Here is a 13,529-nt window from a genome sequence, read left to right as displayed (position 1 = left end):
GCGCTGCTCCTCGGACAACGAACTTCTTCCATGCATAAAGCTGCTCCCTAAAAGTTAGAACTGATTTCTCAGTCCAACTTTCGGGGAGCAGTTCAAGGTGCCGGCTCTCTCGTCTTAAGGCAGGCTCGCAGGGCTCGCCCTGGTTTCCGCTGCGCTTCAACCAGTTGACGGGCGTCCGCTTCGCGGCCGGCTGTTGGGTCCAGGGCCGCGCCGTCGCAGAGCTCCTCCTATTCAAAAATGCACATGTATGTCTCGAAACCCAAGCGTTTCGAGGCACTTCAGAGAAGGAGTCGGCGCCCCTCGGGTGGGATCGCCTATCGCATCAGCTGGTCACTTGTCGGACCTGAACACGATCGAGTCGAAGACGGCGCGTGCCTCTCTCGTCAGCTCTGGATTGATCGATTCGTGGAAATGGGTCAACCCGATCACAGCGCGTTCGCCGTTCAAGTCGACCACCCGGTAGGTTTCGCGCTCAGCGACGCTCGAGTACCAGCGGGTGCATATGTACGACATGTCTGAGCGGACGCAGATTTTGTCGGCGTCGCAGGCTTTGATGTCCACGGCGCCTCGACGGAGTGGTCGAACTCGAAGCCAGAGTAATCGCCCACCACGACCTTGACGGGAGGGGTGCTCGCCGTTGACGTCTGCGCCGTCATCGCGTCCACGAAGGCCTCAGCCGACGGATCGACCTCGACGAGCGCGTCCTGCCACGCGCATGCGTCCGTCGGCACATAGTCCGCGGGCCAAAAAGTCAGGAAGACCCCCTCTTCACCCGGGTGATCCGGGTCGTCCTTGCCCAGGCCATCGCCGTCAGTGGTCAACCAGCCGCCTGGGACGGTGATCTCGAAAGGCACCGTGAAGCCGGTGAAGAGGTACGTGCCGGCGCCGATGTCGCCGCTCTCCGGCAGCGATGGGATGTCGCTGGCCTCCGACGTGGGTGGAGGGGATGGTGTCTCGATGGGGGTGCACCCTGAGAGGCCGAAACATGCCAGGAGTGCGATAGCCACCAAGGGCAAGTGATGGCGCGACCGCTGAGCGGCCTTTTCGAGGGGTGTCATGTAATGAAGAGTGGACGGAGATCAGTTTCGGCTCATGCAAACCCCCGAAATGACAGGAGCGCCCCGAAGCAGTGCTGAGGAAACGCCAAATTTGAGGGAATTTCAGATGACGGCGAGGCCCAGCCCGATCCGTTCGATCACCACGTAGAGGCGTGTGTTCATCGGGGGGTGCCGCACCGAGCAGGAGGACCGGGGTAGGGCCGCGGCAGCAAACGCGGAGCGGACGACGGCGGGACTTCCCGCCGTCGTCCGCTGCCGTTAAGCCTGCTGGTCAGGCCGCTTCCGCGATGACGGAATTAATCTCAACCCTTGACGGTGTGATCTGCGTCGCGTAGATTGTTCAACAATACGGATTGTTCAACGATCCAACGATTACCGGCAGTATCGGTTCCGCAGCCCCTTACGGTAGCCGCGGAAGCGCTCGAATTGCCCGGACCTGCAACGCCGCACCCGGGACAAGAGCGCATAAGCACCACCATCCGCCCGCACACGGATGACATCCACACTCTTCATGGAGGATTCAAATGGCCACTCCCCAAGCAATGGCCCCCGCAGACCCCAGGCCCCCGGTGGCGCGCAAGGATATGTACAAGGCCTTCGCGGCCAGCCTGACCGGAACCGCACTGGAGTTCTACGACTTCGCCGTCTACTCCGCCGCAGCGGCGATTGTCTTTCCGTTGATCTTCTTCCCGGCCTCGGACCCGGTAACAGGAACCCTCCTGGCCTTCTCCACCTACGCCGTGGGCTATATTTCCCGGCCAGTCGGCGGCATTATCTTCGGACGGCTGGGGGATGAGATCGGCCGCAAGAAGATCCTGGTCATCACGCTGATGCTGATCGGCGTGGCCACGTTCCTTATCGGCCTACTGCCCACGTACGACAACATTGGCATCATCGCGCCTGCCATCCTGGTCTTCCTCCGCTTCGCGCAGGGCGTCGGCGTTGGCGGCGAATGGGGCGGGGCAGTCCTGCTCTCCAGCGAATTCGGCGACCCGAACCGCCGCGGATTCTGGGCCTCTGCCGCGCAGATCGGCCCGCCCGCCGGCAATCTGATGGCCAATGGCGCGCTCGCCATCCTGACACTGATGCTGTCCGAGGAAGCCTTCCTGGACTATGGCTGGCGAATCGCGTTCCTGATCTCCGCCCTGCTGGTTGCCTTCGGCCTCTGGATCCGGCTCAAGCTTGAGGACACACCCATCTTCAAGGCCATGGAAGCCAGGGGAGACAAGCCCAAGGCCCCCATCCGCGAAGTCTTGGCCACCCAGCGCCGCCCCCTCATCGCCGCGATGCTCAGCCGCATCGGCCCGGACGTCACCTACGCCATGTGCACCGTCTTCACCCTGACGTACGGCATCCAGGAGCTCGGCTTTGACCGCGGCCAGGTTCTCGTGGCCGTGCTCATCGGCTCAGCCCTCCAGATCTTCACCATGCCCCTCGCCGGCGCAATCTCGGACCGGATCAACCGTCGCCTGGTCTATGGCATCGCCGCAGTGGCCGCTGCCGTATGGGCTTACCTGTTCTTCATCGTCCTCGAAGGACGGTCCCCGGTCATGCTCATCGTGGGCACCGTCCTGGGCCTCCTCTGCCACTCATTTATGTACGGACCCCAGGCAGCGTTCGTCGTCGAGCAGTTTTCGCCGCGGCTGCGTTCCACCGGCAGCTCACTGGCCTACACCTTCGCCGGCATCATCGGCGGCGCCATCGCACCGTTCATGTTCACCCTCCTGCTGAGCACCTTCCACAGCTGGGTCCCGGTTGCCATCTACCTCAGCGTTGCCTGCCTCCTGACCCTGGTGGGCCTGGCCCTGGGACGGGATTCCAATGTTGCAGAAGACGAGGAGTACCTGCAGTCTTCAACTGAGCTGGTGGAGGCCCGATGAACAGGATCAACGCCCTCCTGGCACCAGCCGACGCACGCCTGAAGTTCCGGAACGGTCTGGTTACCCCCACCTCCGGCTGGAGCGACGGCTACACCCAGGCGAACCTGATCGCTGTGACGGCCGATTACGCCGACGAATTCATCGAGTTCTGCCGGCTCAATCCCAAGGCCTGCCCCGTCATCGACATCATCCCCGCTGGACAGTATGAAAGCGCCCTCGCCGCAGGGTCAGATATCCGCACTGACATCCCCGCCTACCGGGTGTGGGTGGACGGCGAATTTGCCCACGAGGTCACCGACGTCGCCTCCGTCTGGCGCGACGACATGGTGGGCGTCCTCATCGGCTGCAGCTTCACCTTCGAAGCGGCGCTTGCCGGCGCGGGGATTCCGCTCCGGCACACAGAAACCGGCCGGAACGTCCCCATGTACCGCACGAACATCGAGTGCGCCCCTGCGGGACGAATCCACGGCCCGATGGTTGTCTCCATGCGCCCGATGCCGCCCGAGCTGGTCGAAACGGCCATCCGGGTGACGGCGGAAGTGCCCAAGGTCCACGGCAGCCCGGTTCACGTCGGATCACCCGAGGAACTCGGCATTGCCGACATCGGCCGCCCCGATTTCGGCGACGCCGTGGAGATCCGACCAGGGGAAGTACCGGTTTTCTGGGCCTGCGGTGTAACACCGCAGAGTGCCGTGATGGCATCCAAGCCGTCCTTCGCCATCAGCCACGCCCCCGGACACATGTTCATCACTGATGTTCCCGAAAGCACCTACCGGGAACCGGCAGGAGCGTCATCGTGAAAAAGAGACACCCCGTAGCGGAGAAACGGGCACGCAGGATCATCAGCCTCTCGGCACCGCGGCGGCAGGCCACCGGCACACACTGCGAACTGACCGGAGTCTGGCAGAGCCCGTCGGGGGCGAGCATCTTCCTATACGAAGGCCAGCTCTTCCCGAGCGATGCCGGCCGGCCCTGTATCTGGGCGTACGCGGGCCTCTAACCCTTCGCACCATTGTGCCTCCGGGCCTTCAGTTCTAGTGTGGGTGCGTTCTCACCCAAGACCAGGAGGAGCCATGTCCGGCGAGCCAGCATTCTTCGAAATCGGCGTCGAAGATCCCCAGCGGGGCAAGGCGTTCTACGGGGCGCTCTTCGGCTGGGACTTCACGCCCGGCCCCTCCGCCGGAGGAGGCTTCATGATCGGCACCCCCGGGCTCTCCGGCGGGATACACGGCGGAGACGCCGGCGCCGTGCCGTACCTCTTCTTCCGGGTGGACGACATGGACGCAGCACTGGAACGGGTGCGGGAGTTGGGCGGCTCAGTCGACGAACCCGAGCTTGGGGACGAGACCAGCGCAGGGGAGTACGGCAGGTTCAAGCTCTGCAAGGACGATCAGGGCTCACCCTTCGGCCTCCATGAACCTCCCCGGCCGGCTGGCTAGTCACTCTCGCTTCCAAAGGGAAAAGGCCGACGGCGGGTCCCCGCCGTCGGCCTTTTCCCGCCCAAGCGCGAGCGGGCAGTTGTGGCCCTGGGGGCCGTGACTCTGCCGGGGGGATCATTAATGTCAGTGCCTGCTGGGATGCTGTGGGTATGGAAAGCAGAGCCGTGGTGGGGGCGTTGGGGGCTGTCGAGGCTTCCGTTGCTGTGCTGGGTGGTGTGCTCCGGCGTGATTCTGATGATGGTCCGGAGGGTGCTGATGTTCTGCGGGACCTTGCGGATGCGTGCCTGGACGGGCTGGCCGAAGCGTCCCGTGTTGAAGCGGAGATGGCTGCCCTGAAGGTGCACCTTGCCGCCGGATACGCCGATGCGGCTAGGGCGATGGCGGCCCCGGCTGTGTCTGCGCAGGAACGGACTGCCCAGGAGATGGCCATAACGGCCGAGGTCGCGTGTGTCCTGACGGTCAGCGAACGCACTGCCAGTGCCCTCCTCGCCGAAGCGCACGCGCTCACCCGCACGCTTCCGCTGACGTTGTCCGCGCTGGGGGCCGGGACCATTTCGTGGCAGCACGCCCGGGTCATGGTGGACGAAACCGCTAACCTCGACCGGGCCGGCGCTGCAGCTTTGGAGGCGCATTTCCTGGACCCGGCCGCGCCCGCCCCGGCACGGGGCTGCCCTGCCGGGGACCTTGTCCCGGCCCGGTTCCGGGCCAAAGCCCGTACCTGGCGGGAACGGCACCACCCGGTCAGCATCGAAACACGCCATGCCCGCGGTGTCGCGGACCGGCGGGTGGAGTACATCCCGGACCGTGACGGCATGGCCTGGCTCTCCGCCTACCTCCCGGCCGCTACCGCCGCGGGGATCTGGGACCGTAGCACCAGTGCCGCGCGGTCCCTTCAGGGCCCGGATGAGGCCAGGACCCTGACCCAACTCCGCGCCGACGTCACCGCGGCCTGGCTCCTCACCGCCGGCCGTGAACGAACCCCCGCGGGCCCACCGAACGGTGCTGCCGGCGGCAACGCCCTGGACCCGACCCCGGACGGCAACCATGTGGACCGCGCGCCGGACGGCACCGGCCTGGACCCGACCCCGGACGGCAACTATGCGGATTTTGCGCCGGACGGCAACACCATGGACTTGCACCGGGCCGGGGGCGCCCCAGGCGCTCGGGTGCCGTTGGGTGATGTTCCCTCGCCCGTGGCGCAGGTCCTGGTCACGGTTCCGGTGTTCTCGCTGCTGGGCCTGACCGAGGAACCGGCCATGCTGGACGGGTACGGGCCGGTACCGCCGTCCGTGGCGCGTGCCCTCGTCGCGGACGGGGCGTCATCGTTCCTGCGGGTGCTGATTGACCCGCGCGATGGTGCGCCGCTGGAGATCGGCCGGACCAGCTACCGGATATCCCGGCCGCTGCGGCAATGGTTGCGACTCAGGGACGGGAAGTGCCCCTTCCCCGGCTGCAGCAACCATTCCCTGGACAACGACGCCGACCACCTCCTTGCCTGGGCGCACGGCGGGACCACCGGGATCAGCAACCTCGGACAACCATGCCCCAAACACCACCGGCTCAAACACTCCACCGCCTGGACACCCGCCGGTGCCAGCGTTAACGACCCGCCCGGCTGGACCTCACCCACCGGACGCCAATATCCCAGCGAACAACCCGACTGGGAACCACCACACTGGCCAAGCCAGCTCTCGGCCATGGCCACGACGGACAACGGCGGCACCGGCAGGCCCGAGCCTCCCGGCAACACCTGCAGCCCGGCTGTGCCCGAGCCACCCGGGGACTATAGCGGCACTGCCATGGCCGAAGATCCCTGGCTGAATCATGTCCCAGACTGGGTGACACCCGAGGACCTGGCATGGGAGGACCATCCACCCGAACCCGACCTGACAGACCAGCCAATAGCCGAGGACCCGTTCCGCGACTGGGCACTCTTCCGAACAACTGCGGTCCATGAGGCCGCTTAGGAGCATACGCCGCGTCCGGGGGTAAGGCCCGGTGCGTTCACTTCTTCGATGGTCGTTGGCGCCGCCCGTCGCGGTCCATGTTGGATCGCCGGAGGACGTGGGTCAGCGTGCCGTCGTCGGTGTCACTGCCGATCCGGCCGGAACAACCTTGGCTTTCTCCGAAGGCCGGGAGGGTGAGCGCAGAGTCGTGACGAACAGGCTGCCGGCCACCAGTGCAGCCCCCGCCCAGGCCATGGCCGGCAGCCGTTCGCCCACCACCAGCACGGCAAGGACGGCGGCGACCACAGTCTCAGCGAGCGAAATCGTGGTGGCTGTACTCGCATGGACCCGGGCCAGGCCCCAGCCGAACAGCACGTAGCCTGCAAACATCGGCACCAGCGCCATATACGCCCCGACTGCCAGGTTTTGCCACGAAGAGGTAAGGGGTGCCCCTGTGAGCGCCAGGACAGGCATCAGCAGCAGCCCGCCCAGGCCGAACGTGGCACCCATTGCTGCCGCGGAAGGCAGGCCCTGATTGCTCGAATCGTCTCCCAAGCCACTGTTCATCAGGCGGTGGGCTGCCCAGGAGTAGAGAGCATAGGTGAGCCCGGCCAGCAGCCCGAGTGCGATGCCGGCGGCCGCAAACCCTCCCGCGGAGCCGCCGGTTTGCGTTCCCACGTGCGCTCCTGTTCCTGTCTGGCCGGCCCCGGATTCGGCGAAACACAGCAGGGCGGCGCCGGTCAGGCCGAGCACCGCGCCCACTGTCCAACGCCGCGTAAAGAGCCGCTTGTCCATAACTCGTTCAATCACGGCGGAGGCCAGGGGCGCTGAACCGATGGAAACAACGGTCCCCACAGCTACGCCTGCCAGATGCATGGAGGAGTAGAAGGCCAGGGGGTACATGGCGACGGCCAGCGATCCCAGCAACAGGGTCCGCCACCGGGCACGTAGGGAAGCCGCGTGTTCGCGGATGGAGCGGGCAGCTACCGCCGCCTGGATCAGGCCGCCCGCACCCATCGCCACTGCTCCGATCGCCAGCGGGCTCACGTCGGGGGCGAACGTGGCCGCGGTTCCCGTGGTGCCCCAGAGGACGGAGGCTGCCAGCACGAATCCTGCGCCCCACGCGTGACCCGCGAACCGTGCCGCCTTCACAAGCTGCCCAGCAACTCGGTGGCCATCCGGCGGGCCTCTTGGAGGCAGCTGTCGTTGCCTTCGAGTCCCGCACGCGCCATGGACCCCTCGAGCAGGAAGGCCAGTTGCCGGGCCGTCACGGCGGCGCGCTCGGGCGAGCCGGGCAGCAGTTCCGACACGTGGCCGCTCAGCAGCGCTTCAACTTCCTCTTTGTGTTCCCGGACCAATTTGCGGCCGGGGCTGCCTGCCGGAAGCTCGGCGGCAGCGTTCAGCAGGCCGCAGCCGCGAAAGCCGTGTTCGTAGGCCATGTTCGCGTGATCCGAGTAAGCGTCGAAGACCGCAAGGACCCGGTCGACGGCGTTGTCCGCACCGGCCAGGCGGGCCCGGTACAGCGAAAGCCATTCCTCGTGGCGGGCATGCAGATACGCGGTCACGAGGTCGGCCTTGGATGCAAAGTTGTTGTAGAGGCTCTTCTTGGCCACTCCGGCTTCGGAGGTGATGGTGTCGATGCCCGTACCGGTGACGCCGTCTGCATAGAAGCGCCGGGATGCGGCTTCAAGGAGGGCCTCGCGGGCTGGCCGCCTGTGCTGGGCCGTGCCCGCTGCTGCCTGTTTCCCGCTCAATGCCGCTCCAGTCTTCAAGGGTGATAGTAGGTAGCCCAGTCTACCTACTATCGCCGGCCCGTACAGCACCAGCAGCGATGCTTTCGCTGACACGGGAGTGCCGTTGGCGCCACGGCGGCGCTTGCGCGGACTGGCTTCGCGGACGCAGCAGCTAGGGCAGCCGTGACGCCCGGAGCAGTGACGGAACACCCGCCTGCGCCGGGTCGAGCGGCACCGGGCTGATCAGCACGGCTGGTCCGCGGTGCAGGATGCCGCCCGAGATGACCTGGCACCTCACGCCGCCCCGCCCGCGCATGGCCTTGTGCGCGCCGGGAGCGAGCATCTGGTCCATCCAGGCGCACGGGTGGGCGGGCCTGCCGGCGCGAAGCCTTACGGTGTCCCCGCCCGATTCCAAAGCGAACTCCCCGCCAAGCAGCGGAGCCAGGTGGGCGCCCCTGAGGACTACGTTGCGCCGCGTCAGCAGCGGGTCCAACGGATCGGTTCCGAGCTCGGCAGCCATGGCTTCAAGGGCTTCGATGGAGAAAATTGTGACGGCGGCGTCCATGTGCGCAGCCTTGCCGAAGAACCGGTCGCCCACAATGCCCTTCCCGGCCACCATTTCGACCCGGTCGGCGTCAGTGGTGGGGACGTCGGCCGCCCCCTCGCGTGCGCGGCCGAAGTAGGCGTGCGCCGGCGAGACCAGCAGGTGCAGGACTTCCACGTCGTACTTGTAACTTGCCGTCATGCCTCAAAACTATCGTTCCCAGGATGATCCAGCACAGGCGCCATCCAGGGGTGAGCCGGTGACTCCAGGATGCGCGCCGTGATCTACCGGAGGCAGCGCCCACTATAGGATTATCGGGTTCCCAATCAGCCTGCGTCGCCAGCCGGCCCTCCAGCAGAATGGATCGAGGAAGCGGTTTGGACGGAGTCTTAAAGGGATTCTTTGTGGTTAGCGTGGTCCTGCTCATCGGCTACGTCCTCGGCAGAACCAAGGCACTGGGCCCACAGGGGAGCAAGGTACTGTCCACACTGACCTTCATGGTGGGGCTGCCATGCCTCATGTTCTCCGCCATCGCGTCCCGACACATTTCCGACGTCCTGAGCAGCACGGGTCTGATCTCCGTGGTTACGGCTGTGGCCGTCATGCTCCTGTTCACCGTCGCGGGTGCGATTGGCCGCTGGGGTGTCCGGCGCACCACCATGGGCGCACTGTCGGTGGGCATCGTGAATTCAACAAACCTGGGCGTTCCGTTGTCGCTCTATATTCTCGGAAGCGCCACGTTCGTCACACCCATCATGCTGTTCCAGCTGGCCATCCTGACGCCCATTGCCCTCACCATCCTGGACCTCACAGACCCGGCAGGAAACCACGTTTCCCTCTGGCACATCCTGTCGATCCCGTTCCGGAACCCGGTAACCGTGGCGGCCATTCTCGGAATCATCGTCAGCGCTGCCGGGATCGAACTGCCCAGCCTGGTCCTGGATCCGTTGGCACTCGTGGCCCAGCTCGCGGTTCCGCTGATGCTGATCATCTTCGGCATGTCACTCCATGGACTCTCTGTCCGGCCCGAGATCGGCGACCGTGTGCCGACCACCGTGGCCGTGATCCTCAAGTCCGCTGTCCAACCCGTCCTCGCCTGGGTATTGGCGGCCTTCGTCTTCCGTCTCGACGCGTTCAGCACCTTCGTGGTCACGGCCTGCGCCATCCTTCCCACCGGGCAGAATGTGGTGCTCTACGCTGTCCGCTACGGCGTGGGCCAGGGCATCGCGCAATCAACGGCGGTGTTCACCACGGTCCTGGCGCTCCCGCTCCTTCTGGGCGCTGCCTGGCTTTTCGGCTGACCACCCTTGCAGCTCAGCATGGACTACATCCGGGCGGGCGGCAGATGGCTCGCGCCGCGCTCGGAGGCCACCACCTGGTAGCAGATGGCAGGGCAGCACAACAGGTTCAGCGAGACAGCAGTCAGCGCGGCCGGTCGGGACGAACGCGGACAGGTGCCAGGCCGGCGGTGGTCATGACAGCAGTGATGGCTCCTGCGGCCATGATTGCGGCCAGGACAATGATCTGGAAGCGGCCGGCTTCCAATGGGGAGATGCCACCGAAAATGGCGCCCACGAAGGCTCCCGGCAACGTGACCAGTCCTGTCGTTTTGGTCTGGTCAGTGCTGGGAATCAGGGCCGAGTAGACGGCGGCGCGGGCCAGTTCGCGGGTTGACTGCCGCGGAGTGGCCCCTAGGGCGAGCCAGCCCTCCACTTCCTCCCAGCGGTCATTCGCGGATTCCGCAAACCGCAGGCCGGCCAGGGTGGCGATGGTCATTGCGTTGCCGATGACTATGCCGCCGATCGCCAGGGCATAGCGCGGCGTGAAGGGGATGGCACCCGTCAGGAAAATGACGGCGAGGGTCGCTGCGATGCCGGCGGCCATCGAAGCACTGACGAGACCAAGGCGGGGCCAGCTCCAACCGATCCGCCGCGCGGCAGTTGCTGCAGCCACAGCGAACATGACCAGCAGTGCGGCTGTCACGAAGACCGGGCTGGTGATGACGCCGCTCAGGATGAAGCTGATGGCGGCAAGCTGTACCGCTCCGCGCAGGATGGCCAGGGCAGGCGCGGTAATGTGCGGCGCCCTGAACCACCGGAGGACGGCCACCGTCAGGGCCACCAGCAGGGCAACGCAGAGCAGCGTGGGAACGAACGCGCCCAACTCGGTCATGTCGCCAGCCTAGCGGGACGCGACAGTCGGCAGAAAACGCAACGGATGACGACGACGGGAGGTCCCGCCGTCGTCGTCCGTTGCGGTTGCCGTGGACCTGCCGCGCAGGCAACGGGGTGGCTGCAGTTAGTGCCAGAGCCCCAGCGCGAACTCGGCGATCACGGTGGAGAGCAGGAAGGATGCGGTGATGGCGACCAGGCCGACCGGGATGATCTTCCAGCCGATGTTCTTCAGCAGCGGGATGTCCTTGCCGAGGGACAGGCCGGCCAGCGTGAGCATGACCGTGGCGATGGACAGGAAGTCGACCGTTTTCACCATGGCGTTGAGCGGCTCGGCACCGAAGAACCAGGGGCTGGAGATGTACGCGCCGATAGTGGTGATGAACACGATGGCGGAGATCTTCTTGGTGATTCTGGCCAGCAGCAGGCTGAGGAGCACCAGCGCCAGCATGATGGCGTACCCGCCGATGATGGACCAGCTGAAGCCCTTGGCCGCGATGGATGCGGTGGCCACCCCGAGGACCGTGAGGACCGAGAGGGAGAGCCACAGCGGCAGGGTGATTGCCGCCGATGATGCAGCGACCTTTTCGCGGAACTCCCGGTTGGCGTGGGCCTGGGCCTCTTCGCGGTCGAGGTCTTCCTGGGTCCGGGCCACCGGGGCGCCCGTGGATCCCGCTGTGGCAAGCGCGTTTTCGCGGGCGGTCTGCTTGCGGGTCAGGAACCGGTAGAAGCGGTCGGCCAGCGGCAGGGCCAGGTAGATGCCGACGTACACGCCCAGCACGGTGGTGATCAGGTTGGAAATGGCAGCCATGGCGAGGATGGCTTCCTGGTCGCCGGGGTAGGCGCCGATGATGCTGGCGGCGGAGGCTGCCATCATCGATCCGGACCCGACGCCGGCACCCATGGCCATGGCCAGCGGGTCAAAGATTTTCCAGTTGGCCACGAGCGAGGTCAGCAGGGTGATGAAGACGGCGCCGAACAGGGTGCCGAAGACGTACATGGCCAGAACACCGCGGTACTGGTCCGAGTCGGGACCGTATTTTTCCGAGACCATGGCGAAGGAGGGCTCCCGGTCCAGGGAGAACGTGGCGCCCACTGTCGCTTTGCCCATGCGCAGCAGCACCGCCAGGGGGAGGGCCAGGGCTACCGTTCCGAGCAGGTGGCCGATTTCCTGCAGGACCAGGGCGGGGCCCGCCTTGATGAGGCTGGGCAGGCTCGGGCCGATGTTGAAGGCAAGGCGTGCCACCAGCAGGAACACCGCGACGCCGACGAGGGCTGCCGCCACGCGCTGGAGGTCCAGGCCGAGCGGCTTGAACTTCTGCACCGAGACGAGAAGGCCGAGGATAAGGCCCCAGACCATGGGGAAGATGATGATCGAACCGATGCCCAGGTCGATCTTCAGCTGGCCGATGAGCTGGACGACGACGGCGATGGCGAGGGCCAGCGCCGCAACGGGGAGTGTTAGCTTGGTTCCGGCCCGGGTGGTCGGGGCGCTCGTGGTGCTGGTACTCATGACGTACCTTCCTGTGGGGTGGGGCGGCTGAACGCGGCACCGGCGAACCGCTCGCGTTCTGTGGGGGTGGTGGCGGCAGCGGCGATGGTCCAGGCCAGGGCAACGGCTGCCTCGAACATGACCGCGTACGCCTCCGGGGTGTCCGCCAGTGCGGCGAAGGCATGGGAGTGGATCGGCACATCCGCGCCCGGGATGCTCAGCCACGGGTGCAGGCTGGGGATGACCTGGGAGACGTTTCCCATGTCGGTGGAGCCGCCGCTGAGCCCGGCGGACGGCGAGGTGTCCTTGCCGAAGGAGTCCATCGCGCTGGTCCAGTGGGCGGCGAGTGCATCGTCCTGGATCAGGGGTTCGTACAACGGTTCCGTGGCTTCAATGGTCAGCTGGGTCCCGGTGCCAAGAGCGGCCCCCTCGAAGCAGCGCCGCACGCGTTCCAGCAGCGCTTGGTATTCCGGCAGGGTGAAGGCGCGACATTCGAAGTTCAGCACGGCACGCTCCGGAATGATGTTGGTGACGTGCCCGGCCTCGGCGACGTACAGGGCAATCCGGTGGTCGCCGGGGATCTGCTGCCGGAGCAGGCCTACGGCAACCTGGCTGAGCACCGCGGCGTCGGCGGCGTTCACGGCCTGGTGCGGTGCGGCCGCGGCGTGCGCGGCCTTCCCGGTGAACGTTGCCCGGTACCGCCCCACGGCCTGGGCGCTGGTCCCGGCCGGGTTGTAGGTGAGGCCGTCCTGCACCGGGTGGACCATGAGTGCCAGCCCCACGCCGTCGAAACCGCCGCGCTCCAGCATCAGGACCTTCCCGCCGCCATGCTCCTCGGCCGGAGTACCGATGGCCTTGAGCGTGATGCCCAGTTCATCGGCCAGCGGAGCCAGTGCCAGCGCGGCGGCAACGGAGGCACCGGCGATCAGGTTGTGCCCGCATGCGTGCCCGATCCCGGGGAGCGCGTCGTATTCCACGCACAGCGCGACGACGAGGTCGCCGCTGCCGGCGGTCGCCGTGAAAGCGGTGGGCAGGCCGCAGCTCCCGCGTTCTACGGTGAAGCCGCCCTCTTCGAGCAGCGTGGCGGCCGCCTCGGAGGACCGGGTTTCCTCGAAGGAAATCTCGGGGTTGGCGTGCATGCCCCTGGCCATGACGTGGACGCTCGGTTTCCACCGGTCCACGCCCTCGCTGAGCTCGGCTCTCAGCGCATCGGCGGGTCTGGACGTGTCTGTAAGTTCCACGGGTCTCTGCCTCGCTAATCGGAAA

Annotated in this window: 13 protein-coding genes; 6 read left to right on the top strand and 7 right to left on the bottom strand. The window is 66.3% G+C overall.

The window, feature by feature from the left end; all coding sequences use genetic code 11:
• Positions 1 to 443 precede the first annotated feature (443 nt).
• The gene (locus tag J2805_RS18505) at positions 444 to 1,058 is read right to left on the bottom strand and encodes a hypothetical protein (RefSeq protein ID WP_309978837.1); all 615 of its coding nucleotides are present in this window, start codon (positions 1,056 to 1,058) and stop codon (positions 444 to 446) included.
• A gap of 524 nt (positions 1,059 to 1,582) precedes the next feature.
• Here J2805_RS18505 and J2805_RS18500 point away from each other — a divergent pair.
• The 5 genes from J2805_RS18500 to J2805_RS18480 all read left to right on the top strand — a co-directional run bounded on the left by J2805_RS18500 (position 1,583) and on the right by J2805_RS18480 (position 6,344).
• The gene (locus J2805_RS18500) at positions 1,583 to 2,938 is read left to right on the top strand and encodes an MFS transporter (protein ID WP_309978835.1); all 1,356 of its coding nucleotides are present in this window, start codon (positions 1,583 to 1,585) and stop codon (positions 2,936 to 2,938) included.
• Positions 2,935 to 3,738, top strand: a complete 804-nt coding sequence (locus J2805_RS18495) for a putative hydro-lyase (protein ID WP_309978833.1) — start codon at positions 2,935 to 2,937, stop codon at positions 3,736 to 3,738. The genes J2805_RS18500 and J2805_RS18495 overlap by 4 nt, the downstream gene beginning before the upstream one ends.
• Positions 3,735 to 3,938: a hypothetical protein gene (locus J2805_RS18490; RefSeq protein ID WP_309978831.1), complete on the top strand. Its 204-nt coding sequence runs from the start codon at positions 3,735 to 3,737 to the stop codon at positions 3,936 to 3,938. The genes J2805_RS18495 and J2805_RS18490 overlap by 4 nt, the downstream gene beginning before the upstream one ends.
• A gap of 73 nt (positions 3,939 to 4,011) precedes the next feature.
• Positions 4,012 to 4,377 carry a VOC family protein gene (locus J2805_RS18485; protein ID WP_309978829.1) on the top strand — a complete coding sequence of 122 codons (366 nt, stop codon included), beginning with the start codon at positions 4,012 to 4,014 and terminating at the stop codon, positions 4,375 to 4,377.
• A gap of 149 nt (positions 4,378 to 4,526) precedes the next feature.
• On the top strand, positions 4,527 to 6,344 hold the full coding sequence (locus J2805_RS18480) for an HNH endonuclease signature motif containing protein (protein ID WP_309978827.1): 1,818 nt from the start codon (positions 4,527 to 4,529) through the stop codon (positions 6,342 to 6,344).
• A gap of 102 nt (positions 6,345 to 6,446) precedes the next feature.
• Here J2805_RS18480 and J2805_RS18475 read toward each other — a convergent pair whose 3' ends face one another.
• From J2805_RS18475 to J2805_RS18465, 3 genes are all read right to left on the bottom strand, one after another.
• On the bottom strand, positions 6,447 to 7,430 hold the full coding sequence (locus tag J2805_RS18475; protein WP_396134413.1) for a DMT family transporter: 984 nt from the start codon (positions 7,428 to 7,430) through the stop codon (positions 6,447 to 6,449).
• A 41-nt stretch (positions 7,431 to 7,471) separates the two neighbouring features.
• A complete protein-coding gene (locus J2805_RS18470; protein ID WP_309978823.1) occupies positions 7,472 to 8,077 on the bottom strand; it encodes a TetR/AcrR family transcriptional regulator in 606 nt (201 codons plus the stop codon).
• A gap of 151 nt (positions 8,078 to 8,228) precedes the next feature.
• Positions 8,229 to 8,801: an MOSC domain-containing protein gene (locus J2805_RS18465; protein ID WP_309978821.1), complete on the bottom strand. Its 573-nt coding sequence runs from the start codon at positions 8,799 to 8,801 to the stop codon at positions 8,229 to 8,231.
• A 176-nt stretch (positions 8,802 to 8,977) separates the two neighbouring features.
• Between J2805_RS18465 and J2805_RS18460 the strand changes: the two genes are divergently transcribed.
• Positions 8,978 to 9,901: an AEC family transporter gene (locus J2805_RS18460; protein ID WP_309978819.1), complete on the top strand. Its 924-nt coding sequence runs from the start codon at positions 8,978 to 8,980 to the stop codon at positions 9,899 to 9,901.
• A gap of 121 nt (positions 9,902 to 10,022) precedes the next feature.
• Here J2805_RS18460 and J2805_RS18455 read toward each other — a convergent pair whose 3' ends face one another.
• The 3 genes from J2805_RS18455 to J2805_RS18445 form a co-directional block, all read right to left on the bottom strand.
• Entirely contained in the window at positions 10,023 to 10,772 is a 750-nt protein-coding gene (locus tag J2805_RS18455; RefSeq protein WP_309978818.1) for an ABC transporter permease, read from the bottom strand.
• Between the two features lie 126 nt (positions 10,773 to 10,898).
• Complete coding sequence (locus J2805_RS18450) at positions 10,899 to 12,284, bottom strand: DUF3100 domain-containing protein (RefSeq protein WP_309978817.1); 1,386 nt, start codon at positions 12,282 to 12,284, stop codon at positions 10,899 to 10,901.
• Positions 12,281 to 13,504 carry an amidohydrolase gene (locus J2805_RS18445; protein ID WP_309978815.1) on the bottom strand — a complete coding sequence of 408 codons (1,224 nt, stop codon included), beginning with the start codon at positions 13,502 to 13,504 and terminating at the stop codon, positions 12,281 to 12,283. Before J2805_RS18445 ends, J2805_RS18450 begins: the two co-directional genes overlap by 4 nt.
• Between the last annotated feature and the right edge of the window lie 25 nt (positions 13,505 to 13,529).

The sequence above is a fragment of the Arthrobacter oryzae genome (assembly GCF_031454875.1).
GTDB classification, from domain to species: Bacteria; Actinomycetota; Actinomycetes; order Actinomycetales; family Micrococcaceae; genus Arthrobacter; species Arthrobacter oryzae_D.
This window is presented reverse-complemented; position numbering and strand designations above follow the sequence as displayed.